The sequence below is a fragment of the Sinorhizobium sp. RAC02 genome (assembly GCF_001713395.1).
GTDB lineage: Bacteria > Pseudomonadota > Alphaproteobacteria > Rhizobiales > Rhizobiaceae > Shinella.
This window is the reverse complement of sequence record NZ_CP016450.1, coordinates 2833722-2859966: the sequence shown is the minus strand read 5'-3', so window position 1 is coordinate 2859966 and position 26245 is coordinate 2833722. Positions and strand designations below refer to the sequence as shown.

Sequence of the window (26245 nt, the reverse complement as noted above, 5' to 3'; positions counted from 1 at the left end):
CGGTGCGTCAGCGATCAGGTTACGCTTGAGACGATCCGGCGGGTGTTCCCGCAGGAACGGCTCATGATCTAGTCTGATACGGAAATGTTAATTTTCTTTACCATTCGTTGAGGCTCCGGCCGGACGAGGTCGACCGCCAGCAGGCCGTTCTTCAATTCGGCGCCCTGAACGCGCATGCCATCGGCAAGCACGAAGGTGCGCTGGAACTGACGGGCTGCAATGCCGCGATAAAGATAATCCCGCTCGCCGCTGTCGACTTGGCGGCCGCGAATGACGAGCTGGTTTTCCTCCGTCGTCACGTCGAGCTCCTCCTCGGAGAAACCAGCGACGGCAAGAGTGATACGCAGGCGCTCGGGCGCACCCGTGTCGCCATCCGGCCGCAGCCGCTCGATGTTGTACGGAGGGTAGCCATCGTTGCCCTTGGCAATGCGCTCAAGGGTCTTTTCCATGGCGTCGAAACCCAGGAGCAATGGGCTCGTGAAAGGGGTCATGCGTGACATCGTCTAGTCCTTGGCTTCAAGCGACTGTAAGGGGACCCGACATCGGCATCCCTTTGACTGCAATATGGTGATTGCCGGCGCATGACGCAAGACGCTTGCGAAAGGCGATTTCGCAAATATAGTCGCCGCTTCGCCCGCGCGGCGCGGGTAGAATCATAAGAAACAAGGGACGGAAGCGGGCATGTCTGAGCCACGGAAAATCATCATCGACACGGATCCCGGCCAGGACGATGCCGCAGCGATCATGCTGGCGCTCGGCAGCCCGGAACTCGATATCCTCGGCATCACTACGGTTGCCGGCAACGCGCCGCTGGCTCTGACCTCCCGCAATGCCCGCATCATCCTGGAGTTCTGCGCCCGGCCCGACGTGAAGGTTTTCGCCGGCGCCGACAAGCCGGTCGCACGACCGCTCATCACTGCGGAACATGTCCACGGCAAGACCGGCCTCGACGGCCCGGAATTGCACGACCCGCAAATGCCGCTGCAGGACCAGCATGCCGTCGATTTTATCATCGAGACGTTGAAGCGCGAGCCGGCCGGCACGGTGACGCTGTGCACGCTTGGCCCGCTGACCAACATTGCCACCGCGCTGGAGAAGGCGCCGGAGATTGCCGGCCGCGTGCGCGAGTTGGTGATGATGGGCGGCGGCTTCTTCGAGGGCGGCAACATCACGCCGGCCGCCGAATTCAACATCTATGTCGACCCGGAAGCGGCCGCCGCCGTCTTCAACTCCGGGATCCCGATCGTCATGATGCCGCTCGACGTGACCCACAAGGTGCTGACGCTGAAGAGCCGTGTGGCGAAACTGCGTGAAATCGGCAGTCGCCCGGCCATCGCGCTGGTCGAGATGCTCGACTTCTTCGAGCGCTTCGACATCGAGAAATACGGCTCCGACGGTGGCCCGCTGCACGATCCGACGGTCGTCGCCTATCTGTTGAAGCCGGAGTTGTTTGCCGGCCGCGACTGCAATGTCGAGGTGGAAACGGCCTCCCCGCTCACCGTCGGCATGACGGTCGTCGATTGGTGGCAGGTCACCGGGCGCAAGCACAATGCCCGCGTCATGAAGGACGTCGATGCCGACGGCTTCTTCGCGCTGCTCGCCGAGCGCGTCGGTCGCCTCTGATGCGCGGGCCGCGCCATGCCGCCCCGGGCACGGAGGGCCGTTTCCACAAGGAGATGATGGGCCTCTATGATCGCTTTGCCGAGCTCGGCTTCCGCCCGGTCCTGCTGCGCCGTTTCGTGCTGCTGAACGGTGGCGTGGCGGCTGCGAAGGACCTTGTCTTCAAGCCCGGCACGACGGGCCTGGAGCGACTGCTTGATGCCGGCAAGGCCGAGCTTTCCATGGAGGCGATGATGCTTCGGCCCGAATACCAGGGCCTGTTTTCCGAACTGGAGCTGAAGGAAGCCACGCAGCGGCTGGCGAACGCAAGTCGGTCTCGCTCCCGCGGCAGGCTTCAGGCACAACCGACGGAGCCAAAGTAGGCTCCCCAAACAAAAAGGCCGGCGAAAACGCCGGCCTTTTCTTTGCCTGGTATCTTGGCTCAGAACTCTTCCCAGTCGTCCCGGGCGAGTGCCGTGTTGCCGGCGACCTGCGGCATGGCGCGGGCCGTGCTGCGCGGTGCCTGGTAGCTTGAGCGCGGCGCCGCCTGGGTGCGAGCCGCGTGCTGCACCGGCTGGGCGGCCATGCCGGCCGCACCGGCGCGGAAGCGGGCGACGAGCGCCTTCAGCGTCTGGGCCTCGTCATTCAGCGCCACCGAGGCAGCGGTGGTTTCCTCCACCATCGCGGCGTTCTGCTGGGTCACCTGGTCCATCTGGTTGACGGCCGAATTGATCTCCTTGAGGCCGACGGCCTGTTCGGTGGCCGAGCCGGAGATCTGGCGGATGAGTCCGTTGATCTGGATAACCTGTTCGGCGATGTTTTCCAGCGCGCCACCGGCCTTGCCGACGAGATCGACCCCTTCGCGGACCTGCACCTCGGAGGTGTTGATTAGCGTCTTGATCTCCTTGGCCGCATTGGCCGAGCGCTGGGCGAGTTCGCGAACTTCCTGGGCGACGACCGCAAAGCCCTTGCCGGCGTCACCGGCACGCGCGGCTTCCACGCCGGCATTCAGCGCCAAGAGGTTGGTCTGGAAGGCTATGTCGTCGATCACGCCGATGATGTTGGAGATTTCGCGCGACGAATGTTCGATGCCATGCATGGCAGCGATCGCCTTGTGCACCACTTCGCCGGACTTGCTGGCATCCTGGCTCGCCGTATCCACCGACTTGGCGGCGACGCGGGCATTTTCCGCGCTGGAATTGACCTGCGAGGTGAGCTGGTCGAGGGCAGCGGCGGTCTCTTCCAGGCTTGCTGCCTGTTGTTCGGTGCGATGCGAAAGATCGGCCGCGCCCTTGGAGATTTCGCCGGTGCCGCCGCCGATATTGCCGATCGACGTATTGACCGTCTGGATCGTCTCTTCGAGGCTGGCAATCGCCGAGTTGAAGTCGGTCTTGAGTTTGCCGTACTCGCCGGGGAAGTCACCGGAGAGACGGAAGGTCAGGTTGCCGGAGGAAAGCTGGGCCAGGCCATCGCCGAGGCGGGCAACGATATCGCGCTGGAGGGCGTTCGATTCCGCGCGCTCGGCTTCCGAACGATTGCGCTCGGCCTCGGTCATCTGGCGCTGGCTGCTGGCTTCGGCTTCCAGGCGTTTCGTGTCGGCGAGCTGGTGGCGGAAACCCTCGAGCGCCTTGGCGACCGAGCCGGTTTCGTCCGAGCGCTGCTGGCCGGCGATCGGCTGGGTATAGACGCCGTTGCTGAGCGTCGCCACGTCGCTGACCAGGCCGGCAAGCGGCTTCTGCACGAAGAAGCGTACGGCGAGGTAAAGGCCGGCCAGCACGGCGCCGAGCACGATCAGGCCGCCGATGATCATCACATAGGTCTGGTCGTTGACCGGCGCATTGATCGCGCTGTGCGGCACGTCGACGAGAACCGCCCAGGTCGTGTTGATGTCCGGCAGGGCGAACGGATAGACGACCCGGTCAAAGGAGGCGAGTTCGTCGAATGAAAGATCCTTGATGTGGCCGACCTTGCCGGTGGCAAGTGCATCCTTGACGATCTCATGGCCCTGGCCGTCATAGTCTTTCATGAGGAGTTCGACTGTCGGTGCGACGATCCACTTGCCGGTCTGCGAGACCAGCATGACGCGGCCTTCGCCGAAGGGCTTCAGCTGGCTGAGTTTCTCGTAGAGCGTCTTCAGCGAGACGTCGACGCCGGTGACGCCGATCATCTTGCCGCCCACACTGACCGGATAGGCGATGGAGGCCATGGTCAGGCCTTCGCCGGTCGAGGTTTCGGCATAGGGTGAGCTCATGGCACCCTTGCCGCTCTTGGCAGCCAGTGCGTACCATTCCGCCTTGTAGTCGGATTCGAAGGTCGACAGCGTGATCGAGCCGTCCTTGCGCTTCGTCCAGTAGGGGTTGAACGAGCCGTCCTTGAAGGTGCCGCTTTCCAGCTGCTCCGGCGTCTCGCGCGACTTGCCGTCGAAGGCGTTCGGCTCTTCCGCAAACCAGCTGCCGAGGGCAAAACTGTTCTTGTCGGTGTTCGCCTTGATGATGTTGACCACAGCCTTGCGGTCCAGCAGGCCGTTGGCATGTCCCTGTTCGATCACGCCGCCCATGGCGCGGGCGGCGCCTGCAAGCGCGCCGATATCGGCGGCGATATCGGATGCAATCGCCTTCGCCTCCGTGTCGGCAGCGGTATAGACGAGATCGGAGACGCGGGTCTGGGTCTCGGAGATCAGAACGGTGTTGGACGCGAGCATCACCAGGGCGATCGTGCCGCCGGTTACAGCGATGAGCTTCGTCGCGAGTGACTTGGCCTGGAACTTGAACATGAAATCCTCACGATGAGAAACGTCCGCGGCGACCGGCCGCGATAGGGCAGATTCATTTGCGGGATCTCCATCATGGAGGGCGGGGCGCGCGACCAGCGCCAGAGACGGCCCGGCCCTGAACAGGCCGGTGTCTGAGATTTCAGTAACCGATAAAATATTAATAAAGAACCAAGTTTTGCGGCGACATATCAGTCTCAACAGACTGAATTATCAGGCATCGCAAGCAAAGCGACGCCTGATATGCCATTTGCGAAACGGCGGCTGGTCGCTGCTGTGTCGCGTTCTAGACCTTGGCGTCGACAGCGGCAGCGAAGGGGATGGAGGGCTGGGCGCCCGGCTTGAGGCAGGCGAGGGAGCCCGCGACCGCCGCACGGCGCAACGCCTCCTTGAAACCGAGCCCGGCATCGAGCGAGGCGGCAAGGTAGCCGCAGAACGTGTCACCGGCACCGACCGTATCGACCGGTTCGATGGCAAGGCCCGCCGCGCGAAAAATATCATTCTTGCGGATGGCGATCACGCCGTCGGCGCCGAGCGTCACGATGATCGTCTGGCCGCTTTCGGCATGCAGCGCGCGCATGGTCGCCTCGCGCGCCTCATCGGAGAGTTCCCCCTTGCCGACGAAAAGGTCGAATTCCGTCTCGTTGGCAACAAGGATATCCGCCATCGCGCCGAGGCGCTTCGCATCGGCGCCGAAGGGCGCGATGTTGATGATCGAGGTGACGCCCTTCTGCTTTGCGCTGACAAGGGCCGCCTCGATGGCGGCGTTGGGGATTTCGAACTGCAGCATCAGGTAGTCGCCGCGCGACATAGCGCCAACGGTGCGCTTTGCGTCCTCATCCGTGACCGTGCCATTGGCGCCGGGCACGACGACGATGACATTTTCGCCATCGTCGGCAACGAGGATATGCGCGGTGCCGGTCGCTTCGGCTGCGGAGCGCACGGAGTTGAGGTCGACGGCGGCATCGGCAAGCAGCGCCAGCGCCTGGCTCGCCAGCCGGTCATCGCCGACGGCACCCGCCATGCGAACCATGGAGCCTGCGCGCCGCGCCGCGAGCGCCTGGTTGGCGCCCTTGCCGCCGGCGGCCGTGGTGAAGCTGCTGCCGACCACGGTTTCACCCGGCTTCGGCAGGCGGTCTGGCGTGGCGATGAGGTCCATGTTGATGGAGCCGAAGACGGTGATCATGAGAGTGCCCCTTGTCGTTTCCGCCGGACACTGCCCGAGGCGGTCAGTCTTCGTCAACTACTCTCAGGCGTAACGGCCCACTTCGGCTCTCGACTGCCTTCTCCAATGGCTCGGAAGGGGCTGTAACCGTCTCGAATTCCATGTCGCCGATGCGCACGCCGCGCCGTGTCAGCTTCTCCGTAGAGGTGAGAATCAGGTCAACATCCTTCTGCGCGGACGTGAAGTGACCATGCAGCTTTCGCACCCGGTCGTCGAGCCGCGTCAAATCGTCCATCAGGCGCGCGACCTCGCCCTGGATGACATGGGCCTGCTCACGCATGCGCTGGTCTTTTAGTAGCGCCTGCAGCACCTGCACGGAAAGCATCAGCAGCGAAGGCGAGACGATGACGATGCGCGCCCGGTGTGCCCGCTGCACGACGGCCTCGAAATGTTCGTGGATGCTGGCGAAGATCGATTCCGACGGTACGAAGAGGAAGGCGGTGTCCTGCGTCTCGCCGGCAACCAGGTATTTTTCGGCGATATCGCGGATATGGGTTTCCATGTCGCGGCGGAATTGCTGGGCGGCAACCTTGGCGGCCTCCGGCGGTCGCCCGTCCGACATGGCGTTCCAGGCCTCCAGCGGGAACTTGGCGTCGACCACCAGCGGCGGCTGGCCGTTCGGCATGCGGATGGTGCAGTCGGGGCGCACGCCGTTGGAAAGCTGCGCCTGGAACTGATAGGCACCGTGCGGCAGCGCGTCGGCGATGATCGTCTCCATGCGCGATTGCCCGAAGGCACCGCGCGTCTGCTTGTTGGACAGGATCGCCTGAAGCCCGACGACGTCCTTCGCCAGCGACTGGATATTGGTCTGCGCCGTATCGATGACGGCGAGCCGCTCCTGCAGGCGGCGCAGGTTCTCATGCGTCGAGCGCGTCTGCTCGGAAATCGACTGGCCGAGCCGCTGCGTCAGTCCGTCGAGACGCGTATTGAGCGCCTGGTTCGTTTCAGACTGTTTGGCACCAAAAACCTCCGCCATGGCGCCGACGCGCCCCTGCATCTCGGTCTGCGCCCTGATAAGTTCGGCAAAGCGCAGCTCCGCCATCATCGCCGCTTCTCGCTGACGCGCCTGGCTGCGGCGGGCAGAGAGGAGGCCAAAACCGCCCAGAAGAACCGCGGCGAGCAGCACGAGAGCGGGGCCTGGGCCGCCGAGCCGGGCGAGGAGCGAGGACAGCAACATGTCAAAGGTCGGGTCGATCATGCCGCGACCATATCACGGTTTGCAGCGGAAACCAGATCATAACGTGAACAAATCGCCAGGCGGGGCGGCATGTGCCCAGCCAAATCCGATTGAAAGCGCAAAAAAACCGCGCTAAGGAGGCGCATGACCATCAAGCCGCTGATTATCCTTCCCGATCCGATCCTCCGCGAGGTCTCGAAGCCTATCGAGACCATCGACAGCGAGGTGAAGAAGCTCGCCGACGACATGCTGGAAACCATGTACGATGCGCCAGGCATCGGGCTTGCCGCCATCCAGATCGGCGTCGCGCGCCGCATGCTCGTGCTCGATGTCTCGAAGGACGGCGAAGACAAGACGCCGCTCGTCTTCATCAATCCGGAAGTCGTCTCCGCGTCGGATGCGCGCTCGGTCTATGAGGAAGGCTGCCTGTCGATCCCGGATTATTATGCCGAAGTCGAGCGCCCCGCCATCATCACGGTTAAGCACCTCGACCGTGACGGCAAGGAACAGCTGACGCAGGCCGAAGGCCTGCTCGCGACCTGCCTACAGCACGAGATCGACCACCTCAACGGCGTGCTGTTCATCGACCATATTTCCAAGCTGAAGCGCGAGATGGTGATCCGCAAGTTCACTAAGGCGGCCAAGATGCGCGGCAGCAAGGCGCTCTGAGCGGGCAACGTCCGCTTCCATTCCTCTTACGGAGGCTGACCGATGGCCCTTCGCATCATCTTCATGGGCACGCCGGATTTCTCCGTCCCGACGCTGGCGGCGCTTGCCGAGGCCGGTTACGAGATCGTCGCGGTCTATTCGCAACCGCCGCGCCCGGCCGGCCGCCGCGGCCTCGAACTGGTGAAATCACCGGTGCACCAGAAAGCCGAGCAACTCGGCATTCCCGTCTTCACGCCGGTCAATTTTCGCGAAGAGGCCGATCGTGACGCCTTCCGTGCGCTGAAGGCGGATGTGGCGGTCGTCGTCGCCTATGGCCTGCTTCTGCCGGAGGCCATCCTCGCCGGCACGCGGCTCGGTTGCTACAATGGCCATGCGTCGCTTTTGCCGCGCTGGCGTGGTGCGGCCCCCATCCAGCGGGCGATCATGGCGGGCGACACGGAAACCGGCATGATGGTCATGAAGATGGACAAGGGCCTCGATACAGGCCCCGTCGCCCTGACCGCCCGCGTGGTGATCGGCGAGACCATGACTGCCGGCGAGTTGCATGATGCATTGATGCAGGCCGGCGGCGCGCTGATGGTGGAGGCCATGGCGAAGCTCGAATCCGGCGACCTGCCGTTGACGGAGCAGGTGCAAGAGGGCGTGCTTTATGCCGCGAAGATCGACAAGGCAGAGACGCGCATCGATTTTTCCCGCCCGGCGACGGACGTGCACAACCATGTCCGCGGCCTCTCGCCATTTCCCGGCGCCTGGTTCGAGCTTTCGATCGCCGGCAAGCCGGAGCGGGTGAAGGTGCTGGCAAGCGAGCGGGCGGACGAGGCCTTGGCCAAGCCCGCCGGTACGGTTCTCGACGATCGGCTGGCGATCGCCTGCGGTAGTAGCGGCGCGGTGCGGTTCACGCGGCTGCAGAAGGCCGGCGGCAAGCCGCTTGATGCGGCCGACTTCCTGCGCGGCACGCCGGTCGCGGTCGGCCAGGTCATCGCCTGATGCCACGCTACCGCCTCCTGATCGAATATGACGGTACGCCCTATGTCGGCTGGCAGCGGCAGACGAACGGTCATTCCGTACAGGGCGCCATCGAAGCGGCGATCTTCTCGCTCACCGGCGAGACGGTCTCCGTCAATGGCGCGGGACGCACGGATTCGGGTGTCCATGCCATGGGGCAGGTCGCCCATACCGACCTTTCACGTGCATGGCCGGAGCATACGCTGAGGAACGCCCTCAACGCGTATCTGGGCACGGCCCGCGAGCGGGTGGTGATCCTCGATGCTGCGATAGTGCCGGATGATTTCAGCGCCCGCTTCTCGGCCGTCAAGCGGCACTATCTCTACCGCATCATCTCGCGGCGCGCACCGTTGGCGCTTGAGGCGAACCGCGCGTGGTTCGTTACCAGGGAGCTCGACCATGCGGCCATGCATGCGGCCGGGCAGATGCTGGTCGGACGGCACGACTTCACCACTTTCCGCGCCGTCAAATGTCAGGCGAACAGCCCGGTGCGTACCATCGATCGGCTGGAGGTGACGCGCAGCGGCGACCTCATCGAGATGCGCGTTTCGGCGCAGAGTTTCCTGCACAACCAGATCCGCTCCTTTGCCGGCACGCTGAAGCTGGTGGGGGAAGGCAAGTGGACGGTTGAAGACGTACAAGCCGCGCTCGAAGCACGCGACCGCAAGGCCTGTGGCCCCGTGGCGCCGCCGGACGGGCTTTATTTCATGGCGGTCGACTACTAGAGCAATTCCGGTGAAATCCGGTTCACCGGGATTGCTCTCGATTCTTGTTTTTCCCGCATTTTCCGACGCCGAAGCGATGCCGCTTCGGCTGGAAATGCTTTAGGCGTCCAGAACCGCGACATGCAAAAAGAGCATCAAGCCGGCAGCGTGCCGAGGATGCGCTGCAATTCCTGCCCGACGATCATCGGCGGCAGCACGAAGATCGCCGTCATGGCTGCGGCCAGGAGCGTCTGCTTGCCGACGCACATCCAGACGAGGCGGAACTGCAGGACGACGCTCGCGCCGAACACGGCATAGAGCAGAAGACCGGCAAACGGCGCGCTTGTCGGCAAGACGAGCGTCAGCGCGAAGGGAACCGCCGCTGCATAGGAGAACGGCACGGCAACCCAGTTGCTCGCCGTCACCACGGTCGCGAGATACTTGCCATAGCCGAGCGGACGCGCCAGCGCGACAAGCAGCACCAGCGGCAGCAGCCAGCCGGCCACGTCGATCACCAGGAGCTTGACGAAGAAGGCGACGCCGGCCGGCGTATCCGCCGGCATGCTGCCAAGATAATAGAGCCGCCAGGACGCCCAGATGACGGCGAAGGCCGGCAGGCACCAGACGAAGGCCCAGAACGAGCGGACAAGCCCGCGCAGCGTCAAATCCAGCCAGCCGAACCCTTCCTGCTTTTGCCGGAGCAGCAGGAAGACACCGGTCAGGTAGTAGAGGACCTCATCAAGCCTGGGCATCGCCGAACCAGCGTTCGATGAAGGTCTGGTAGATCACCGTGAGCGTTTCGAGGTCGGCGACCGCCACCCGCTCGTCCACCATGTGCATGGTCTGGCCGACAAGGCCGAATTCCACCACCGGGCAATAATCCTTGATGAAACGTGCGTCCGACGTGCCGCCGGTCGTCGACATTTTTGGCGCCCGGCCGGTGACGGCCTCGATGGCGCCCGACAGCGAGGCGATCAGGTTGTTGTTGCGCGTCAGGAAGACATGGCTCGGCCGCTCGGCCCATTTGATGTCGTAGCGGAGGGCGTCGCGGCCGGGCCGCAGCTTCTCGTCGGCAGCGGCCTCATCGAGCCGGCGCACGATCTCGGCCATCACGGTCTCGGCCGTCCAGGTATCGTTGAAGCGGATGTTGAAGGCGGCGCGGGCTTCGGCGGGCACGACATTGGTGGCAGGATTGCCGACGTCGATCGTCGTCACTTCAAGGTTCGACGGTTGGAAGCTTTCGGTGCCGGCATCGAAGGGCGGGTACATCAGCGCATCGGTGAGCGCGATCACGCCGCGCACGGCATTGTCGGCAAGGTGCGGATAGGCCGCATGCCCCTGCACGCCGTGCACCGTGATGGCGCCGGAAACGGAGCCGCGCCGGCCGATCTTGATCATGTCGCCGAGCTTGTCCGGGTTGGTCGGCTCGCCGACGAGGCAGGCATCCCAGCGTTCGCCGCGCTCGGCTGCCCATTGCAGCAGCTTGATCGTGCCGTTGACGGCCGGGCCTTCCTCGTCGCCGGTGATCAGGAAGGAGATGGAGCCCTTCGGCGGACCGTTCTTTGCGATCTGGCGCGCAACGGCGGCGACGAAGCAGGCGATGCCGCCCTTCATGTCCACCGCGCCGCGGCCGAACATCTCGCCATTGGCAATCTCGGCGCCGAAGGGCGCATGCGTCCAGGCAGCCTCGTTGCCGACGGGCACGACATCCGTATGGCCGGCAAACATCAGGTGGGGACCCTCCGTGCCGATGCGGGCATAGAGGTTTTCGATATCCGGCATGCCGGGCTCGCTGGCCGTCACGCGTTCCACGGTGAACCCGAGGGGTTCCAGCATGGCGACAAGTGCGGTCAGCGCGCCACCTTCGGCCGGCGTCACGGAGGGGCAGCGGATGAGCGTTGCGAGATTTTCGATCGGATCGGCAGAGGTCATGGGCATGCGGTCACTGCGACGAGAGGGAGGTATGGAATCGAGGTTTAGCCGATCGCCCGGGGCCTGTCACGAGCGGCGCGTGGCCGCGGCGCTCAGTCCTTCGGGCGATTGGGCAACTCGCCATATTGGTTCGGGCCGTTCGTTCCCGGCCAGACCAGGAAGACGATCAGCGCGAAGAAGGAAATGGCCGGTACGAAGAGGCAGATGATCAGCGGCACAGGCAGGTTCATGTCGTGCAGCCGCTTGACCGTCAGCAGGACGGAGGAAACGGTGGAGACGATGGCCACGCCGACGAAAACGAAGGACCAGAGGAGGAAGGACGGATCCTCCTTCGGCACGATGAGGATGCGGGTGAGCGCCGCCGAAAGCAGCATCAGCCAGAAGGCCCAACCGAGCGCGAAGGGCACGCGGCTCAGCCGGCCGGACCAGCCGAAGAAGAACCATGTGAGGTTTGGCCTCTGCTCTTCCACGGCTGTCATGGCTTAGTCTCGCAACAGTTCGTTGATGCCGGTCTTGGAGCGCGTCTGCGCATCGACGCGCTTGACGATGACGGCGCAGTAGAGGCCGGGGGCCGGCAGGCCGTTCGGCATGGTCTTGTCGGAAGGCATGGAGCCGGCGACGACGACGGAATAGGGCGGCACTTCGCCATAGGTCACGTCACCGGTCGCGCGGTCGACGATCTTGGTCGACTTGCCGATGAAGACGCCCATGCCGAGCACGGAGCCTTCACGCACGATGCAGCCTTCAACGACTTCCGAGCGGGCGCCGATGAAGCAATTGTCCTCGATGATCGTCGGACCGGCCTGCATCGGCTCCAGCACGCCGCCAATGCCGACGCCGCCGGAGAGATGCACATGCTTGCCGATCTGCGCACAGGAGCCGACCGTCGCCCAGGTATCGACCATCGTGCCTTCGCCGACATAGGCGCCGAGGTTGACGAAGGAGGGCATCAGGATGGCGTTCGGCGCGATATAGGCCGAACGGCGCACGATGCAGTTCGGCACGGCGCGGAAGCCGGCCTTTTCGAATTCGTTGACGCTCCAGCCATCGAACTTGGAGGGCACCTTGTCCCACCAGGCGGATTCGCCCGGGCCACCCTTGATGATTTCCATCGGGTTGAGGCGGAAGGAGAGCAGCACGGCCTTCTTCAGCCACTGGTTCACCGTCCAGTTGCCGTCTTCGCCGCGTTCGGCGACGCGCACCTTGCCGGTGTCGAGCAGGTTCAGCGATGTCTCGACCGCATCGCGGATTTCGCCGCGCGTGGAGGTCGAGATGCTGTCCCGTTCCTCGAAGGCGCGGTCGATGGTTGCGGAAAGGGCGGACAGGTTGGACGTGTTCATCGGAATTCCTTAAACTTCGACGCTTATTTTCGATGGTCGGGATGCCGGAAGGTCGATTTCATCAATCAGCAAAATGCTCTAGAGCAAGTGCCGGGAAAGATGAAGCCCCTTTCCGGCAGATACTGTCGCACGGGCGAAATGGTAATCCCGTGAGACCTGAAAGCAGGACGTGACATGGCAAGACTGAAGAAGAAGAGCCTGCGCCGCAAGGATGGCGTATGGGACCCGTTGGCCGACAGCGCGCAGGACAAGCACCGTGCCGCCGTGGTGCCGCAGACGCCGCAATCGGCACACCCCGCCTATCGCCTGGCCTATGTCGACGACGATTTCCTCTGCCGTGAAGAGCTGCGCCCGGTGCGCCTCCAGCTCGAACTCTTGAAGGTCGAGATGATGCTCGCCGAGCGCGGCATCAAGTCGACTGTCGTGATGTTTGGCGGCGCGCGCATTCCAGCTCCCGGCATGGACGCCTGGGCGGCGCGCAACGAGACGCAGCGCGCCAATCTCGAGGCGGCCTCGGTCTATTACGAGGAAGCGCGGAAATTCGCGCGCATGTGCTCGGAGCGGTCGGCCGAACTCGACTACAAGGAATATGTCGTCGTCACCGGTGGTGGGCCGGGCGTGATGGAAGCGGGCAACCGCGGTGCGGCCGATGTCGGCGCGCCGTCGATCGGCCTCAACATCGTGCTGCCGCACGAGCAGGCGCCGAACCCCTATGTCACGCCGGAGCTGAGCTTCAACTTCCACTATTTCGCGATCCGCAAGATGCACTTCCTGCTGCGCGCCAAGGCCGTCACGGTGTTTCCGGGCGGCTTCGGCACGCTGGACGAGCTGTTCGAGACGGTGACGCTGATGCAGACCGGGCGCATGGCGCTGGTGCCGCTCATTCTGTTCGGCAGGGCCTTCTGGCACAAGATCATCGATTTCGACGCCCTCGCCGCCTTCGGCACGATCGCGCCGGGCGATGTCGAGCTGATGCAGTTCGTCGAGACCGCGGACGAGGCCTGGGACATCATCGTGAAGTTTTACGAGACGATGGAAGCGGAAAACGCCGCCGCCGCGGTGGCGCACGGCTGAGGCGGCACGGCACGGCGTAAACCCATAACAAAAAAAACGCCCCGGCGAACCGGGGCGTTTCAGTCGGACGTGCTGCTAGGAATACTTACTTCTTGTGGCGCTTGCCGACCTCGTCGGTGGTGATGAAGCCATCGCCGTTGCTGTCGCGCTGTTTGAACATCGCGGCGGCGGCGGTTTCCATCTCCGCCTTGGTCAGCGTGCCGTTCTTGTCGGCGTCTGCCCGCTCGAACATGCGCGTGCCCATGCGGTCCATGCGCGCATCGCGCAGCGCCTCACGGGCGGCCTCCCTGGCTTCGCCATCAGTCGCCTTCACCTCGCGGAACGCCTTGCGGGCGTCACGGAAGGCATCGCGCTTGGCATCGACTTCCGCCTTCGTCACCTCCCCGTTCTTGTCCACGTCGAAGCGCTGGAAGGTTGCGGAGGCCTGAGCCAGCATTTCGTCCTGCGAGACCTTGCCATCCTTGTTGGTGTCGAGGCGCTCCAGCATGCGTTCGGCGCGCTCTTCACCGCCCTTGCCGTGGTGGCCCTTGCCCTTCATCGGGCGGGCATCCGCCGTGTCTATGGCGCCGTCCTTGTTGCTGTCGTGGCGCGCAAAAATCGTCTCCGCCGAGGCGAGCACTTCGGCTTCCGAAAGCGTGCCGTTCTTGTCCGTATCGGCACGGTCGAACATCTTGCCGGCACCCGGCAGCATGAAGGGGCCGGCCGCCTGGAGTGCTTCGCGCGCGGCGTCCTTGTCGGCATCGGCCGCATTGCGAACGGCCTTGCGGGCATCCTTAAAGGCGTCGCGGCGCGCCTTGATCTCGTCCTTCGTCACCTGGCCGTTGCCATCGGCGTCGAAGGTCTTGAAGGTGGCGGAGATGTTGGTCTTGAACTCGTCGAGCGAGACCTTGCCGTCCTTGTTGGCATCGAGGCGCTCGATCATCGCAGCACCACGCTCGCCATGTTTGCCCTCGCCCTTGGCGGCGAAAGCGGGGGCGGCAATACCCGAAAGAAGAAGGCTGGCTGCTACGGCGCCGAGAAGAAGGTCTTTTCTAGCCATGGTCGTTTCCTTGTATCCATCTTGTCCCTGAGGGCAGGATAGGGAGAACGCCGGCTTTCACCAGTTACAAATTGGTAATTTAACCTTTTGACAAGAAACGGTTTTTTCCGTGTCAGGATTGTGTTCGGCTAGAGCAGGGCGTTGAGGAAGCCGACAAGATCCGACGTCATGTAGTCGATATGTTTGTCATCGTCCGTCCGCTTTTCCCAGGCGTCGACGAATTCGTGGCCCTCGTCGCGGGGAACAAGCAGCACCGTCTTCATGCCGAGTGTTTTGGGCACGAGAAGATTGCGCGGCAGGTCCTCGAACATCACGGCATGGCCCGTATCCACCCGGTGCAGCGCCATGAACTTGTCATAGGTCGCGCCCGCCGGCTTCGGTACATATTCCGCCGCGACGATATCGAAGACGTCGTCGAAATGGTGGAAGATACCGAGCGCCTTGGCGGCCATCTCGGCATGTTTCACGCTGCCATTGGTGAAGATGAACTTGCGGCCGGGCAAAGCCTGGATCGCATCGCCGAGCGAGAGGTCGGGCGACAGCACGTCGTAATTGATGGCGTGCGCTTTTTCGAGGAAATCGGCCGGATCGATCTTGTGGTGGATCATCAGCCCGTTCAGCGTCGTGCCGTGATCGTAATAATACTGCTTCTGCAAGGTCCGCGCGTCCTCGCGCGAGAGACCCAGCAGCGCCGAGACATAAGCCGTCATGTTCTTGTCGATCTGGGCGAAGAGATCGATGTGATGCGGATAGAGCGTGTTGTCGAGGTCGAAGACCCAGTCACGCACATTTGCGAAATCGGCTTTGTTCGGAAGATCGGTCATGGAGCGTCTTATGACATGGCCGATTGCCGAGGGAAACGGAATTTTCAGCGCAGGTCTTTGCGGGCGATGGATTTGACCTGGTCCGCATGCTAGCGGCAGGACATGGAACTCTGGATCCCCATCACCATTGCCGCCGCCTTCATGCAAAACCTGCGCTCGGCCCTGCAAAAGCATCTGCAGGGCAAGCTCGGCACGCGCGGTGCGAGCTTCGTGCGCTTCGGCTACGGCTTTCCGCTGGCGATCCTCTATGTGGTGGTCCTGCACTGGCTCGTCGGCCTTCCCTTTCCGACGTTTAACGGCGCCTTTGCCTTCTGGGCGGTGATCGGCGGTCTCGCGCAGATCTATGCGACCATGCTGCTGGTCTACCTGTTCTCGCTTCGGAATTTCGCGGTCGGCACCGCCTATTCCAAGACGGAACCGGTGCAGGCGGCGATCTTCGGCTTCGTGCTGCTCGGCGAACGCATCACTTTCGGCGCCGTCATCGCCATCATCGTCGGCGTCATCGGGGTGATGCTGATTTCGGTCGCCCGCGCACCGCTCTCGTGGCGCAACACGTTCGCTGCGCTGACCAGCCGCACCGCCCTGATCGGCATCGCGTCGGGTGCCGTCTTCGGCGTTTCGGCAGTCGCCTATCGCAGTGCGTCGCTGTCGCTCGATGGCCCCGGCCCGATCATGAACGCCGCCGTCACACTGGCCTGCGTCACCACCTTCCAGACGGCTTTCATGCTGGTCTGGATGTTTTGGAAGGACAAGAACGAAATCGTGCAGGTGCTGAAAAGCTGGCGGTCGTCATCGCTGGTGGGCATTGCTGGTGTGCTGGGCTCGGCCTGCTGGTTCACCGCCATGAGCCTCCAGCAGGTCGCCTATGTGCGCGCGCTCGGCCAGATCGAACTGATCTTCACCTTCATGGCCTCCTACTTCCTCTTCCACGAGCGGGTAAACCGCACGGAAGTAGCGGGATGCCTGCTCATCGTCTGCGGAATTCTCGGCCTGCTGTTCTGGTAGCGGAGCCGGCGGCCGAGACCGCCGGCGAGAGCATCAGGGCACGATCAGCGTGCCCGCGCCGTGCTCCGTAAAGATTTCGAGCAGGACGGAGTGGGCGGTCTTGCCGTTGAGGATGACGACGCCCTGCACGCCGGCCTTGATGGCGTCGATGCAGGTCTCGACCTTGGGGATCATGCCACCGGAGATCGTGCCGTCCTTGATGAGTTCGCGGGCCTGCGCGACCGAAAGCTCCTTGATGAGCTGACCGTCCTTGTCGAGCACGCCCGGCACGTCGGTGAGGAACAGCAGGCGCGTGGCGTTCAGGGCGCCGGCGATGGCACCCGCAAAGGTGTCGGCATTGATGTTGTAGGTATGGCCATCACGACCCGGTGCCACCGGCGCGATAACCGGGATCATCTCGGATTTGGCGAGCAGGTCGATCAGTGTGCGGTCGACCTCGACCACTTCGCCGACGAAGCCGAGATCGAGGATACGCTCGATATTGCTGTCCGGGTCGACGACGGTCTTCTTGGCCTTTTCGGCAAAGACCATGTTGCCGTCCTTGCCGCACAGCCCGATCGCCCATTCACCGGTCTGGTTGATGAGTGCGACGATTTCCTTGTTGATCGAGCCGGCCAGCACCATCTCGACGATCTCGACCGTCTTCTGGTCGGTGACGCGAAGGCCGCCTTCGAATTTCGATTCGATGCCCATCTTGGTCAGCATGGCGCCGATCTGCGGGCCGCCGCCGTGCACGACGATCGGATTGACGCCCGACTGCTTGAGCAGCGCGACGTCGCTTGCGAAGGCCTTGCCGAGTTCCGCATTGCCCATGGCGTGGCCGCCATATTTCACCACGATGGTCTTGTTCTCGTAGCGCTGCATGTAGGGCAGGGCCTGGGCGAGAAGGCGGGCTTGGGTTTCGCTTTCGGATAGGGACATGGCGGCCTCTTGGGACTTTGGTGGCGGCCTGTTTAACGCATGTTTTGTGACGATGGAATGATTCGCATACGAGATTGCGCATGGCCGGGCAAAAAGACTAGGTTGCGGGCGCGACAGGCAAGGAGCGGCGCGTGACCGGCAATGACATCTCCTACCTCATCGGCCGCGTGTCCCTGAAGGACCGCAAGGCCTTCGCCGCGCTGTACGATGCGAGCGCCGCGAAACTTTTCGGCGTCTGCTTGCGTATCCTCAGAGACAGAAGCGAAGCTGAAGAGGCGCTGCAGGAGGTCTACGTCAAGATCTGGCAGCGCGCCGATCGCTACGTGGCTGGAAATGTGCACCCGATGGCCTGGCTCGCCGCGGTCGCGCGCAACCACGCGATCGACGTCATTCGCGCACGAAGACCGGTGGCAACGGACATCGATGAAGCTTATGATATCGCCGACCCGCTCATGTCGCCGGAGGAGGCGGTCGTGCTCAGGTCGGAGGGCCGACGAATCGATATTTGTATGGAAGAGCTGGAGCCCGACCGGGCATCGGCCGTCCGGCATGCCTATATAGAGGGCCTGAGTTATGAGGAACTCGCCGAAATCCACGGCGTGCCGCTGAACACGATGAGAACCTGGCTTCGCCGAAGCCTTTTGAAACTGAGAGAGTGCATGAGCCGATGACGGCGTCAGACAAAGACATGAGAGACCCCCGCCGCGACGAGGTGATCGCCGGCGAATATGTGCTCGGGGTGCTTTCCGCCGAAGACCGCCGCAAGGTGGAGGCGCGGCTTGCGCAGGATCGCCAGTTCGCCGCCATGGTGAACCGCTGGGAGGAAAACCTCTCGACCTTCAACGACGACTACGAGGCGATGCAACCGCCGCCGCGCGCCTATTCTGCCATCGAGCAGCGTATTCTCGGCACGACGCCGCCCGACGCGGCTTTTTCCGGCAAGGTTTCCGGCGGTTTCTGGAATTCGCTGGCGCTCTGGCGCTCGCTCGCCTTTGCTTCGCTCGCGGTCGCCGCTGGCCTTGCCTTCTCGATGAGTGCGCTGCTGGCGCCGCGCCCGATGAGCGGCGGAAGGCTGGTCGCCGATCTTTCCGGCGAGGGCGCCACGATCAATCTGGTGGCCCGTTACGACGAGGCGAACGGTGCGCTGCGTGTCACCCCCGTCGCAGCCGGCAAGGAAAAGGAAAAGTCGCTCGAACTCTGGCTCGTCGAGGAGGGCAAGGCGCCGGTCTCGCTCGGCGTGTTGCCGCAGACGGGTGAGGGGGAACTGGCGGTGCCGGCGGTCATGCGCGGCCGCCTCGTGCAGGGCGCGGTGCTGGCGGTCAGCGTCGAGCCTTTCGGCGGCTCGCCGACCGGCAGCGCGACCGGCCCGGTCATCGCATCCGGTGCCGCGCGCTTCGATTGATCCAGATCGGTCAATGCCACAAGCCGCGCTTTGCGCGGCTTTTTTATTTTCCGATCAAGGATTTATAAAAAAGATCGGCCGTCCTGAAACTCTTTTTCCAAAGCTCCCGTTGCTCACAATGATCGCCCGTTGGGCATCGCAAACGGGAGGACCCGCATAATGCGGGCCGAAAAGGAAGGATCCACCCCATGAGCCGTTTCACCCTTCGCACCGCCGCCCTCGCCTCCGTCTTCGCGCTCGGCGCCTTTGCTGCCCATGCCGAAAATCCGAAGGTCGGTGGCGCAGCGATGTTCGAAGACAAGAACATCGTCGAAAACGCCGTCAATTCGAAGGACCATACGACGCTGGTCGCCGCGGTGAAGGCCGCCGGCCTGGTGGAGACCCTTTCGGGCGCCGGCCCGTTCACCGTCTTCGCGCCGACGAATGCCGCCTTCGAGGCGCTGCCGGCCGGCACGGTCGATACGCTGCTGAAGCCGGAAAACAAGGACCAGCTCACCAAGGTGCTGACCTGCCATGTGGTGGCGGCAAACGCGCTTTCGGAAGCAATCGGCAAGATGATCGCCGATGACGGCGGTAATCATCCGGTCAAGACCGTTGGTGGCTGCATGCTGTCGGCCAAGATGGATGGCGACAAGATCACGTTGACGGACGAGACGGGCGGTGTGGCGACCGTGACGATCGCCGACGTCAAGCAGTCGAATGGCGTCATTCACGTCATCGACAAGGTTCTGCTGCCGAAGGCCTGACCTCTAAACCCGCGCCCGCCTCGAAACCCAGCGCGGGTCAGCCTTCGTCAGCCTTGGGCCGCCGGTTCTGCCGGCGGCCTTTTTAGCGTGTAATCGCGGTGATGATGGCGTTGCGCACGTCGTCGAGCCCACGGCCCTTTTCCGACGAGGTGGACAGCACTTCAGGATAGGCCGCCGGACGCTTGATGATCTTCAGCCGGGTTTCCTCGACGAGCCGCGGCACCGCGACGTCCTTGATCTTGTCGGTCTTGGTCAGAACGACCTGATAGGAGACGGCCGCCTTGTCGAGCAGCGCAAACACCTCGTCGTCATTGGGCTTGATGCCGTGGCGGCTGTCGATCAGCACATAGACGCGTTTCAGCGTGGAACGGCCGCGCAGGTAATCGAAGACGAGCTTGGTCCAGGCATCGACCTGTTCCTTCGGCGCCTGGGCATAGCCGTAGCCGGGCATGTCGACGAGCGCCATCGGCGGCAGGTCGTCCTCGGCGCCGGTGTATCCGTCGGGAACGAAGTAGTTCAGTTCCTGCGTGCGACCCGGCGTATTCGAAGTGCGCGCCAGGCCCTTGTGACCGACGAGCGCGTTGATCAGCGACGACTTTCCGACATTCGAGCGCCCGGCGAAGGCAACCTCCGGCGGGCCTTCCGGCGGCAGGAATTTCATGGCCGGCACGCCGCGGATGAAGATCCACGGCCTGCCAAACAGCGGCTTGTCGCCCGGTGACGTCGTCTCGGTCATAAGTCTGGCCTTTGTTGTCTGGCCCCCGGCTTCCCGGTTTTGGCCGCGAAAGTCAAGCGCGCCGCTGCCGCCAGAGCTCTACGCCGAGATAACAGAGCAGTGCCGCAAGCACAATGAAGCCGCCGATGACCGTGCGGGCGCCCGGTACCTCGCCGTGGATGACGGCGACCCAAAGCGGCGCGAGCACCGTCTCCGCGGTGCCGAGCAGCGCGGCGAGCGCCGACGGGATGAGGCGCGCGCCGGTGACGAAGAGCGCGAGGCCAAGGCCGAAATTGAGCGCGCCGAAGACGATGAGGACGCCAAGCTCCTGCCCGGTGATGGCGAAGCCGGAGGCCTGGCTTGCCGCCGTGGCGCAGGCGATCACGGTGCCGAGGAAGACGGCCGGCGTCATGCGCACATGGGCGAAGCGGCGGGTGATGATCGTCGCCGTGGCAAAGGCGAAGGCAATCAGGATGGCGAGCGCATCGCCCATCATCGAGACGCTGCCGCCGAGCGATTCCGAGACCATGATGGCGACGCCGCCGATGACGGCCGCGATGGCGAGCCAGGTATGGGCCGCGATCCGCTCGCGGAAGAGCAGCCAGGCCATCAGCGCGGCAATGAGCGGCACGCCGGCCTGGATCAACACGACATTGGCGACGGTCGTGTAGGCGAGCGCGAGAATGAAGGAGGTGGAGGCCGTCGCGAAACACACGCCGACGGCGACACCGGCAAGGCCCATGCCCTTGAAGAGCTGCACCGTGCCGCGCGGCCCATCCCGCACCAGCATGAAGCCGAGGAGGAAGAGGGCGGCAAAGAGCGAACGCCAGAAAACGACCGTCCAGCCGTCCTCGATATGGAGAAAGCGTGCCAGCGTGCCGCCAAAGCTCCAGACGACGGCGGAGCCGAGCACGAGCGCCGCGCCATACCCTTGCCCCCGGCTGTCCGGGAGGGTGGGGGTAACCGGAAGCGATGAAGCGGACATGGGGCGCTCGCTAGAGCAATTCCAGCAAAAGTTTAAAGCGGTTTTGCGTCCGGAATTGCGTGAAAAACAAAGACATTGTCGCGAACATGCCAGCAGCCTGTTCGCCATGCTTCCATGCCAGCGACGGGGGCATGTCGCAAGCGGGCCGTGCTGAAAAATCAGGCAAAAGAAAACCCGGCGCGAAGGCCGGGGTTTGCTTGGAGTTCGCTGAAAGCGTCGTCAGGATGATCCGGCCTTCTTTCCGAACAATCCCTTGAGATTGTCGAAGAGTTCGATCTTCACGCCCTGGCGCTTCATGATGATCGCCTGCTGGATGATCGACAGCGTGTTGTTCCAGGCCCAGTAGATCACGAGACCGGCCGGGAAGGTTGCCAGCATGAAGGTGAAGATCAGCGGCATCCAGGTGAAGATCATCGCCTGGGTCGGATCCGGCGGCGTCGGGTTCATGCGCATCTGCAGGAACATGGTGACACCCATGATGAGCGGCCAGACGCCGATCATCAGGAAGTGCGGCACGTCGTAGGGCAGCAGGCCGAACAGGTTGAACAGCGACGTCGGATCAGGCGCGGAGAGGTCCTGGATCCAGCCGAAGAACGGCGCATGGCGCATTTCGATCGTGACGTAGATCACCTTGTAGAGCGCGAAGAAGACCGGAATCTGCAGGAGGATCGGCCAGCAACCCGCCAGCGGATTGATCTTCTCCTCCTTGTAGAGCTGCATCATCGCCTGCTGCAACGCCATGCGGTCGTCGCCGTGCTTGGCCTTCAGCTCTTCCATCTTCGGCTGCATCTTCTTCATGTTCGCCATGGAAGCGTACTGCTTGTTGGCGAGCGGGAAGAACAGGGCCTTGACGATGATCGTGGTGATCAGGATCGCCACGCCGAAATTGCCGAAGTAGCGGTAGATGAAGTCCATCAGCTGGAACATTGGCTTGGTGAAGAACCAGAACCAGCCCCAGTCGATCATCAGGTCGAACTGCGGGATCGAGTAGAACGTCTCGTACTGATCGATGATCGGCACTTCCTTGGCGCCGCCGAAGAACAGGTTCTTGACGTCGACCTTCTGGCCGGGCGCGATGGTGATGTCGTCCTGGCGGTAATCCGCCTGGTAACGCGGGCGGCCGTCCGTGAAGTAGGAGAAGCGCGTCTCGTAAGGCGTCGCCTGCGGCGGCACGAGCGCGGTCGCCCAGTACTTGTCGGTGATGCCGAGCCAGCCGCCAGTCGCCTTGCCGGGCGCGACCGTCGTGTCTTCCTCGGCCGCGGTGTACTTCACTTCGTGCAGGCCGAGCGCGCCGAGCACGCCGATGAAGCCTTCGTGCAGCACGTAGACGGACGGATCCTTCGGCTTGAAGAAGCGTGTCGTGCGGCCGTAGGGCGAAAGGGCGATCGCGGTGTCCGTACGGTTCTCGATGCTGTCGGCGACGGTGAACATGTAATGCTCATCGACCGAGATGGTGCGGGTGAAGGTGACGCCCTTGTCGTTGGTGAAAGTCAGCTTCACCGGGGTCGTCTGCGTCAGCTTGCCGGTGCCGTCCTGTGTCCAGACGGTCTGCGGGCTCGGAACCTGGCCGGTCGCATCGCTGCCGACATAGCCGATTTCGGCGAAATAGCCGTGTTCGGTCTCGGCCGGGCTGAGCAGCGTGATGATCGGGCTCGTCTTGTCGACGGTCTCGTGGAAGTCCTTGAGCTTCAAGTCGTCGAAGCGCGCGCCCGTCAGGTTGATCGAACCGGAAAGCGAAGGCGTGTCGATCTCGACGCGGGCGGACCTAGCAAGGGCAGCCTCGCGCGTCTCGGTCGTCGTGCCGGTTGCCGCGCCGCCCGGCAGCGTGCCGCTGGTTCCCGTGGCGGTGGTCGTGGTGCCGCCGGCCGTCGTCGTCTGCTGGATCTGGGCCTGCTGTGCCTCGAGTGCGACGCGGTCCTTCTCCAGCTTGGGGTTCACATAGAGGAACTGCCAGGCAATGAGGATCACGACGGACAGCGCGATCGCCACGAAATAATTGCGGTTGTTTTCCATCACTCTTTCCCGGGAGCAGCAGGGCGCTGCTGCTGCTTCTGTTTCTGCCTTGTCGCGATCCTCTCCTTGAGACCGGCTTCAAGGGTTTTGAAGGGCGCGTTCAACACGTCCCGTCTGGCGACAACCACATAGTCGTGTCCGGGCTCCATTGCAAACCCGGCGGATAGCCGCACCGCCTCTTTCAGGCGCCGCCGCATGCGATTGCGTTCCACGGCATTGCCGTGTTTCTTGGTAACGGTGAAGCCGACGCGGGGCTGTTCGTCCGGCGCTTGCCGGTCGCGCACTTCGAGAAGGAACAAGGGTCCCCTGCGTTTCTCGCCCTCGCGCACAAAAAGAAACTGCGGACGGCTTTTCAGCCGTCCGACAGCAGATTGTCTAACAGTCTTCGTCATTGCCCGTCGCCTCTGTTCCGGGCAGGCACGGCCTTAGGCCGAGAGGCTTGCGCGGCCACGTGCACGGCGTGCGGACAGGACCTTGCGGCCGCCCTTGGTAGCCATGCGGGCACGGAAGCCGTGACGACGCTTGCGAACAAGCTTGGAGGGTTGGTAGGTACGCTTTGTCATTTATTTAATACCGCGGTGTGCGGCCCTTCTTGGTTTGCATTATGCAAGCAGTGTTGAAAGTCCGGCATAGCCAGTCCCTCGCGGGAAGGCATCTTTCCAGACGTGCGCGGCTTATAAAGGCAAAACCGGCGGAAAGTCAATTGCGGCTCTGTCGCCTGCCGGATTGTCATAATCGTTAAGATGATTGCAACTCAAGATTGCATTCCCTTAATGAAATTCAGGCTTCCCTTACGTTAAGTGTGGCGAGGTATTTGATTTTCTTCAAGAAATATTTGCATCGCAATATTAGGGGTCGATTAATCGTGGCCGGTCCGGGCGGTTGCATCAAAGTCTAGTTAACTTTTAGCGTTTATCGTCCCTATCAAAGGGCGAGGCGGCTGTGCGGTCTTGTCAGTTCTCAAGCACGGCTTTGGAGTTTGACGTGAAGATACGCGGCAGGATTTACCTCATCGTGGGTTTGATGGGGCTCATCTCGGTCCTCATCGGTGGCATAGCCGTCCATGTGGTTTCGGAATACAGCGACAAGCTCCATCAGTATGAGAACGCCGCCGACCGCGCCTTCCTCGGGGAGCACCTGAACCGACAGGTCACGGCCGTCGTCATGGAAGCCCGCGGCGTCTACGCGTCCAAGGATACGGATGGTGCGAAGAAGTTCGCCGATGGTATCACCAAGGAACTCGACGGTATCGACGAGACGCTGAGCAAGTGGCGCCCGAGCGTGCCGGATGCGCAGAAGGCCGCCTTCGACGCCGTCGTGGCGCGTGCGGCGGAATTCCGCACCTTCCGCACGGAAACCGCCCGCCTCGGCACGACCGTCTCGATTGCCGCGGCCAACGAGCAGGGCAACAACGAGCTCAACCGCGCCAACCGCAAGGCTTTCCAGAAGGAAATCGATGCCGTCGTCCAGACGGACAGCGAGAACCTGACAGCGATCAAGGCCGAGATTTCGGCCTTCGAAACCCTCATGCTGACGCTCGTGCTCGGCACGGTCGGTGCCGGCCTCGTGCTCGGCGGCGGCGTCGCCTTCTACATCGCGACCAACCAGCTTAGCCGCCCGATTCAGAATGTCACCGAGACGATGAAGCGCCTCGCCGGCGGCGACCTCGACACCGAGGTGCCCTATGCCGGCCGCCAGGACGAGATCGGTGAAATGGCCGGTGCGGTTGCGATCTTCCGGCAGAATGCCATCACCGTGCGTGATCTCAATGCCCAGGAGCAGATCCTGCGCGAGAAGAGCGCCGACCTCCAGTCCTCCATCGCGACCGTCGTGCATGCTGCCGCAGCTGGCGATTTCAGCTCGCGCATCAGCAAGGACTACCAGAACGAGGACCTCAACCGCTTCGCCCGCAGCGTCAACGAACTCGTCTCCGGCGTGGAGGAGGGCATTGCTGAAACCCGCCGCGTCATTGGCGCACTCGCCGATGGCGACCTGACGCAGACCATGGACGGCTCGTTCCGCGGCGCCTTCGCCGAGTTGCAGCAGAACGTCAACGCGACGCTCGCCACCCTCCAGCGCACCATGCGCGAGGTGCGCGGTTCGACCGATGCGATCAACGCCAATTCCGGCGAATTGCGCACGGCCTCCGACGACCTGTCCAAGCGCACCGAGCAGCAGGCCGCAGCGCTTGAGCAAACCTCCGCCGCGCTCGAGGAAATCACCGCAGCCGTCAAGAATTCGACGGAACGGGCAAACGAAGCAAGCACGATGGTCGGCGAGGCGACGCAGAGCGCCAAGCAGTCCGGCGCCATTGTGCGCAACGCCATCGACGCCATGGGCCGCATCGAGCAGGCCTCAAGCGAGATCAGCCAGATCATTTCGGTGATCGACGAGATTGCCTTCCAGACCAACCTGCTGGCGCTGAATGCCGGCGTCGAGGCGGCACGCGCCGGTGAAGCCGGCAAGGGCTTTGCCGTCGTCGCCCAGGAAGTGCGCGAACTCGCCCAGCGTGCGGCAAGTGCCGCCAAGGACATCAAGGGCCTCATCACCAAGTCGGGTTCCGAAGTGTCGGTCGGCGTGAAATATGTGCAGGAGACCGGCTCCGCCCTCTCCGACATCGAGACCCGCGTCGTCACCATCAACGAGCGCATCCATGCGATCGCCACCGCCGCCCGCGAACAGGCGACGGGTCTCCAGGAGATCAGCACCGCCATCAACCAGATGGATCAGGTCACCCAGCACAATGCCGCGATGGTCGAGGAAACCTCGGCCGCCACGCACAAGCTGAAAGGCGAGGCGGACAGCCTGGCCGATCTCGTCGCGCGCTTCCGCACCGGCGATGTCGTTCAGCGGGTGGCCGCCGTGCGGGCCGAAACCCGCCCGGTCGAATCGCCGGCCCGCCGCATGATGGGCAATGTCGCCCGCGCCTTCGGTGGCAACCGTTCGACCGCGACGGCGGCCGTTGCCCAGGAGAACTGGGAAGAGTTCTGATCGGTAGCCGGATTCCCGCAAAACGGGCGCGGCGGTCGCAAGATCGCCGCGCTTTTGCTTTTGCGGCCACTGCGTTGGAAAAATTGCCGCAATCTCCTATAATTGGCTG

Annotated in this window: 27 protein-coding genes; 11 read left to right on the top strand and 16 right to left on the bottom strand. The window is 63.3% G+C overall.

All coding sequences use genetic code 11. The features are described from left to right. Nucleotides 1-68: 68 nt before the first annotated feature. Entirely contained in the window at nucleotides 69-500 is a 432-nt protein-coding gene (locus BSY16_RS13740; RefSeq protein ID WP_069060178.1) for an Hsp20 family protein, read from the bottom strand. Between the two features lie 181 nt (nucleotides 501-681). Here BSY16_RS13740 and BSY16_RS13735 point away from each other — a divergent pair, with 181 nt between their 5' ends. After that, nucleotides 682-1623, top strand: a complete 942-nt coding sequence (locus tag BSY16_RS13735; RefSeq protein WP_069060177.1) for a nucleoside hydrolase — start codon at nucleotides 682-684, stop codon at nucleotides 1621-1623. Next, a complete protein-coding gene (locus tag BSY16_RS13730; protein WP_069060176.1) occupies nucleotides 1623-1982 on the top strand; it encodes a hypothetical protein in 360 nt (119 codons plus the stop codon). The genes BSY16_RS13735 and BSY16_RS13730 overlap by 1 nt, the downstream gene beginning before the upstream one ends. A gap of 59 nt (nucleotides 1983-2041) precedes the next feature. Here BSY16_RS13730 and BSY16_RS13725 read toward each other — a convergent pair whose 3' ends face one another. The 3 genes from BSY16_RS13725 to BSY16_RS13715 all read right to left on the bottom strand — a co-directional run bounded on the left by BSY16_RS13725 (nucleotide 2042) and on the right by BSY16_RS13715 (nucleotide 6792). Next, nucleotides 2042-4372 (bottom strand): methyl-accepting chemotaxis protein, encoded by a 2331-nt coding sequence (locus tag BSY16_RS13725; protein WP_069060175.1) that lies wholly within the window; start codon nucleotides 4370-4372, stop codon nucleotides 2042-2044. Between the two features lie 283 nt (nucleotides 4373-4655). Beyond that, on the bottom strand, nucleotides 4656-5555 hold the full coding sequence (locus tag BSY16_RS13720) for a ribokinase (protein WP_069060174.1): 900 nt from the start codon (nucleotides 5553-5555) through the stop codon (nucleotides 4656-4658). A gap of 43 nt (nucleotides 5556-5598) precedes the next feature. Next, nucleotides 5599-6792: a DNA recombination protein RmuC gene (locus tag BSY16_RS13715; protein ID WP_069060173.1), complete on the bottom strand. Its 1194-nt coding sequence runs from the start codon at nucleotides 6790-6792 to the stop codon at nucleotides 5599-5601. A gap of 123 nt (nucleotides 6793-6915) precedes the next feature. Between BSY16_RS13715 and def the strand changes: the two genes are divergently transcribed. The 3 genes from def to truA are packed head-to-tail and all read left to right on the top strand — an operon-like array spanning nucleotide 6916 to nucleotide 9170. Next, nucleotides 6916-7440 (top strand): peptide deformylase, encoded by a 525-nt coding sequence (gene def, locus BSY16_RS13710; protein WP_069060172.1) that lies wholly within the window; start codon nucleotides 6916-6918, stop codon nucleotides 7438-7440. Nucleotides 7441-7482: 42 nt separating this feature from the next. Further along, a complete protein-coding gene (gene fmt, locus BSY16_RS13705) occupies nucleotides 7483-8427 on the top strand; it encodes a methionyl-tRNA formyltransferase (RefSeq protein ID WP_069060171.1) in 945 nt (314 codons plus the stop codon). Then, entirely contained in the window at nucleotides 8427-9170 is a 744-nt protein-coding gene (gene truA / locus BSY16_RS13700; protein ID WP_069060170.1) for a tRNA pseudouridine(38-40) synthase TruA, read from the top strand. The genes fmt and truA overlap by 1 nt, the downstream gene beginning before the upstream one ends. A gap of 134 nt (nucleotides 9171-9304) precedes the next feature. Here the strand turns inward: truA and BSY16_RS13695 are convergent, their stop codons facing one another. The 4 genes from BSY16_RS13695 to dapD form a co-directional block, all read right to left on the bottom strand. Continuing rightward, the gene (locus BSY16_RS13695; protein ID WP_069060169.1) at nucleotides 9305-9901 is read right to left on the bottom strand and encodes a hypothetical protein; all 597 of its coding nucleotides are present in this window, start codon (nucleotides 9899-9901) and stop codon (nucleotides 9305-9307) included. Further along, the gene (gene dapE / locus BSY16_RS13690) at nucleotides 9888-11081 is read right to left on the bottom strand and encodes a succinyl-diaminopimelate desuccinylase (RefSeq protein WP_069061542.1); all 1194 of its coding nucleotides are present in this window, start codon (nucleotides 11079-11081) and stop codon (nucleotides 9888-9890) included. The genes BSY16_RS13695 and dapE overlap by 14 nt, the downstream gene beginning before the upstream one ends. 92 nt (nucleotides 11082-11173) lie before the next feature. Next, nucleotides 11174-11560: a DUF805 domain-containing protein gene (locus tag BSY16_RS13685; protein WP_069060168.1), complete on the bottom strand. Its 387-nt coding sequence runs from the start codon at nucleotides 11558-11560 to the stop codon at nucleotides 11174-11176. A gap of 3 nt (nucleotides 11561-11563) precedes the next feature. Continuing rightward, nucleotides 11564-12421 carry a 2,3,4,5-tetrahydropyridine-2,6-dicarboxylate N-succinyltransferase gene (gene dapD / locus BSY16_RS13680; RefSeq protein ID WP_069060167.1) on the bottom strand — a complete coding sequence of 286 codons (858 nt, stop codon included), beginning with the start codon at nucleotides 12419-12421 and terminating at the stop codon, nucleotides 11564-11566. Nucleotides 12422-12595: 174 nt separating this feature from the next. Between dapD and BSY16_RS13675 the strand changes: the two genes are divergently transcribed. Next, nucleotides 12596-13495 (top strand): LOG family protein, encoded by a 900-nt coding sequence (locus BSY16_RS13675; protein WP_069060166.1) that lies wholly within the window; start codon nucleotides 12596-12598, stop codon nucleotides 13493-13495. Between the two features lie 85 nt (nucleotides 13496-13580). Here the strand turns inward: BSY16_RS13675 and BSY16_RS13670 are convergent, their stop codons facing one another. Together BSY16_RS13670 and BSY16_RS13665 are read right to left on the bottom strand one after the other, a co-directional pair. Continuing rightward, on the bottom strand, nucleotides 13581-14534 hold the full coding sequence (locus BSY16_RS13670) for an EF-hand domain-containing protein (protein WP_069060165.1): 954 nt from the start codon (nucleotides 14532-14534) through the stop codon (nucleotides 13581-13583). A 128-nt stretch (nucleotides 14535-14662) separates the two neighbouring features. Continuing rightward, complete coding sequence (locus BSY16_RS13665) at nucleotides 14663-15358, bottom strand: pyrimidine 5'-nucleotidase (RefSeq protein WP_069060164.1); 696 nt, start codon at nucleotides 15356-15358, stop codon at nucleotides 14663-14665. 102 nt (nucleotides 15359-15460) lie between these two features. Between BSY16_RS13665 and BSY16_RS13660 the strand changes: the two genes are divergently transcribed. Next, the gene (locus BSY16_RS13660) at nucleotides 15461-16363 is read left to right on the top strand and encodes a DMT family transporter (RefSeq protein WP_069060163.1); all 903 of its coding nucleotides are present in this window, start codon (nucleotides 15461-15463) and stop codon (nucleotides 16361-16363) included. A 33-nt stretch (nucleotides 16364-16396) separates the two neighbouring features. On the opposite strand, the gene argB is transcribed toward BSY16_RS13660, so the two are convergent. After that, complete coding sequence (gene argB / locus BSY16_RS13655) at nucleotides 16397-17284, bottom strand: acetylglutamate kinase (RefSeq protein WP_069060162.1); 888 nt, start codon at nucleotides 17282-17284, stop codon at nucleotides 16397-16399. Between the two features lie 131 nt (nucleotides 17285-17415). Between argB and BSY16_RS13650 the strand changes: the two genes are divergently transcribed. The 3 genes from BSY16_RS13650 to BSY16_RS13640 all read left to right on the top strand — a co-directional run bounded on the left by BSY16_RS13650 (nucleotide 17416) and on the right by BSY16_RS13640 (nucleotide 19432). Continuing rightward, the gene (locus BSY16_RS13650; RefSeq protein ID WP_069060161.1) at nucleotides 17416-17955 is read left to right on the top strand and encodes a sigma-70 family RNA polymerase sigma factor; all 540 of its coding nucleotides are present in this window, start codon (nucleotides 17416-17418) and stop codon (nucleotides 17953-17955) included. Further along, nucleotides 17952-18686 (top strand): anti-sigma factor, encoded by a 735-nt coding sequence (locus BSY16_RS13645; protein WP_069060160.1) that lies wholly within the window; start codon nucleotides 17952-17954, stop codon nucleotides 18684-18686. The genes BSY16_RS13650 and BSY16_RS13645 overlap by 4 nt, the downstream gene beginning before the upstream one ends. Nucleotides 18687-18874: 188 nt before the next feature. Further along, nucleotides 18875-19432 (top strand): fasciclin domain-containing protein, encoded by a 558-nt coding sequence (locus tag BSY16_RS13640; protein ID WP_069060159.1) that lies wholly within the window; start codon nucleotides 18875-18877, stop codon nucleotides 19430-19432. Nucleotides 19433-19514: 82 nt separating this feature from the next. Here the strand turns inward: BSY16_RS13640 and yihA are convergent, their stop codons facing one another. From yihA to rpmH, 5 genes are all read right to left on the bottom strand, one after another. Further along, nucleotides 19515-20168: a ribosome biogenesis GTP-binding protein YihA/YsxC gene (yihA, locus tag BSY16_RS13635; protein WP_069060158.1), complete on the bottom strand. Its 654-nt coding sequence runs from the start codon at nucleotides 20166-20168 to the stop codon at nucleotides 19515-19517. A gap of 52 nt (nucleotides 20169-20220) precedes the next feature. Then, entirely contained in the window at nucleotides 20221-21132 is a 912-nt protein-coding gene (locus tag BSY16_RS13630; RefSeq protein ID WP_069060157.1) for a DMT family transporter, read from the bottom strand. Nucleotides 21133-21351: 219 nt separating this feature from the next. After that, nucleotides 21352-23145 carry a membrane protein insertase YidC gene (gene yidC / locus BSY16_RS13625; RefSeq protein ID WP_069060156.1) on the bottom strand — a complete coding sequence of 598 codons (1794 nt, stop codon included), beginning with the start codon at nucleotides 23143-23145 and terminating at the stop codon, nucleotides 21352-21354. Further along, nucleotides 23145-23537 (bottom strand): ribonuclease P protein component, encoded by a 393-nt coding sequence (rnpA, locus tag BSY16_RS13620; RefSeq protein ID WP_069060155.1) that lies wholly within the window; start codon nucleotides 23535-23537, stop codon nucleotides 23145-23147. Before rnpA ends, yidC begins: the two co-directional genes overlap by 1 nt. 33 nt (nucleotides 23538-23570) lie before the next feature. After that, entirely contained in the window at nucleotides 23571-23708 is a 138-nt protein-coding gene (gene rpmH / locus BSY16_RS31410) for a 50S ribosomal protein L34 (protein ID WP_083242913.1), read from the bottom strand. A 421-nt stretch (nucleotides 23709-24129) separates the two neighbouring features. Here rpmH and BSY16_RS13615 point away from each other — a divergent pair, with 421 nt between their 5' ends. Beyond that, nucleotides 24130-26136: a methyl-accepting chemotaxis protein gene (locus BSY16_RS13615; RefSeq protein ID WP_069061541.1), complete on the top strand. Its 2007-nt coding sequence runs from the start codon at nucleotides 24130-24132 to the stop codon at nucleotides 26134-26136. Nucleotides 26137-26245: the final 109 nt, after the last annotated feature.

What these genes read in the sequence shown, in the direction of transcription:
- BSY16_RS13725 (WP_069060175.1), bottom strand. Translation starts at nt 4,372, where the DNA reads ATGTTCAAGTTCCAGGCCAAGTCACTCGCGACGAAGCTCATCGCTGTA.
- BSY16_RS13730 (WP_069060176.1), top strand. Translation starts at nt 1,623, where the DNA reads ATGCGCGGGCCGCGCCATGCCGCCCCGGGCACGGAGGGCCGTTTCCAC.
- rnpA (WP_069060155.1), bottom strand. Translation starts at nt 23,537, where the DNA reads ATGACGAAGACTGTTAGACAATCTGCTGTCGGACGGCTGAAAAGCCGT.
- BSY16_RS13630 (WP_069060157.1), bottom strand. Translation starts at nt 21,132, where the DNA reads ATGTCCGCTTCATCGCTTCCGGTTACCCCCACCCTCCCGGACAGCCGG.
- BSY16_RS13660 (WP_069060163.1), top strand. Translation starts at nt 15,461, where the DNA reads ATGGAACTCTGGATCCCCATCACCATTGCCGCCGCCTTCATGCAAAAC.
- truA (WP_069060170.1), top strand. Translation starts at nt 8,427, where the DNA reads ATGCCACGCTACCGCCTCCTGATCGAATATGACGGTACGCCCTATGTC.
- BSY16_RS13665 (WP_069060164.1), bottom strand. Translation starts at nt 15,358, where the DNA reads ATGACCGATCTTCCGAACAAAGCCGATTTCGCAAATGTGCGTGACTGG.
- BSY16_RS13685 (WP_069060168.1), bottom strand. Translation starts at nt 11,560, where the DNA reads ATGACAGCCGTGGAAGAGCAGAGGCCAAACCTCACATGGTTCTTCTTC.
- BSY16_RS13720 (WP_069060174.1), bottom strand. Translation starts at nt 5,555, where the DNA reads ATGATCACCGTCTTCGGCTCCATCAACATGGACCTCATCGCCACGCCA.
- BSY16_RS13640 (WP_069060159.1), top strand. Translation starts at nt 18,875, where the DNA reads ATGAGCCGTTTCACCCTTCGCACCGCCGCCCTCGCCTCCGTCTTCGCG.
- argB (WP_069060162.1), bottom strand. Translation starts at nt 17,284, where the DNA reads ATGTCCCTATCCGAAAGCGAAACCCAAGCCCGCCTTCTCGCCCAGGCC.
- BSY16_RS13735 (WP_069060177.1), top strand. Translation starts at nt 682, where the DNA reads ATGTCTGAGCCACGGAAAATCATCATCGACACGGATCCCGGCCAGGAC.
- BSY16_RS13695 (WP_069060169.1), bottom strand. Translation starts at nt 9,901, where the DNA reads ATGCCCAGGCTTGATGAGGTCCTCTACTACCTGACCGGTGTCTTCCTG.
- def (WP_069060172.1), top strand. Translation starts at nt 6,916, where the DNA reads ATGACCATCAAGCCGCTGATTATCCTTCCCGATCCGATCCTCCGCGAG.
- dapD (WP_069060167.1), bottom strand. Translation starts at nt 12,421, where the DNA reads ATGAACACGTCCAACCTGTCCGCCCTTTCCGCAACCATCGACCGCGCC.
- BSY16_RS13675 (WP_069060166.1), top strand. Translation starts at nt 12,596, where the DNA reads ATGGCAAGACTGAAGAAGAAGAGCCTGCGCCGCAAGGATGGCGTATGG.
- BSY16_RS13715 (WP_069060173.1), bottom strand. Translation starts at nt 6,792, where the DNA reads ATGATCGACCCGACCTTTGACATGTTGCTGTCCTCGCTCCTCGCCCGG.
- yidC (WP_069060156.1), bottom strand. Translation starts at nt 23,145, where the DNA reads ATGGAAAACAACCGCAATTATTTCGTGGCGATCGCGCTGTCCGTCGTG.
- rpmH (WP_083242913.1), bottom strand. Translation starts at nt 23,708, where the DNA reads ATGACAAAGCGTACCTACCAACCCTCCAAGCTTGTTCGCAAGCGTCGT.
- fmt (WP_069060171.1), top strand. Translation starts at nt 7,483, where the DNA reads ATGGCCCTTCGCATCATCTTCATGGGCACGCCGGATTTCTCCGTCCCG.
- BSY16_RS13670 (WP_069060165.1), bottom strand. Translation starts at nt 14,534, where the DNA reads ATGGCTAGAAAAGACCTTCTTCTCGGCGCCGTAGCAGCCAGCCTTCTT.
- BSY16_RS13645 (WP_069060160.1), top strand. Translation starts at nt 17,952, where the DNA reads ATGACGGCGTCAGACAAAGACATGAGAGACCCCCGCCGCGACGAGGTG.
- dapE (WP_069061542.1), bottom strand. Translation starts at nt 11,081, where the DNA reads ATGACCTCTGCCGATCCGATCGAAAATCTCGCAACGCTCATCCGCTGC.
- BSY16_RS13740 (WP_069060178.1), bottom strand. Translation starts at nt 500, where the DNA reads ATGTCACGCATGACCCCTTTCACGAGCCCATTGCTCCTGGGTTTCGAC.
- yihA (WP_069060158.1), bottom strand. Translation starts at nt 20,168, where the DNA reads ATGACCGAGACGACGTCACCGGGCGACAAGCCGCTGTTTGGCAGGCCG.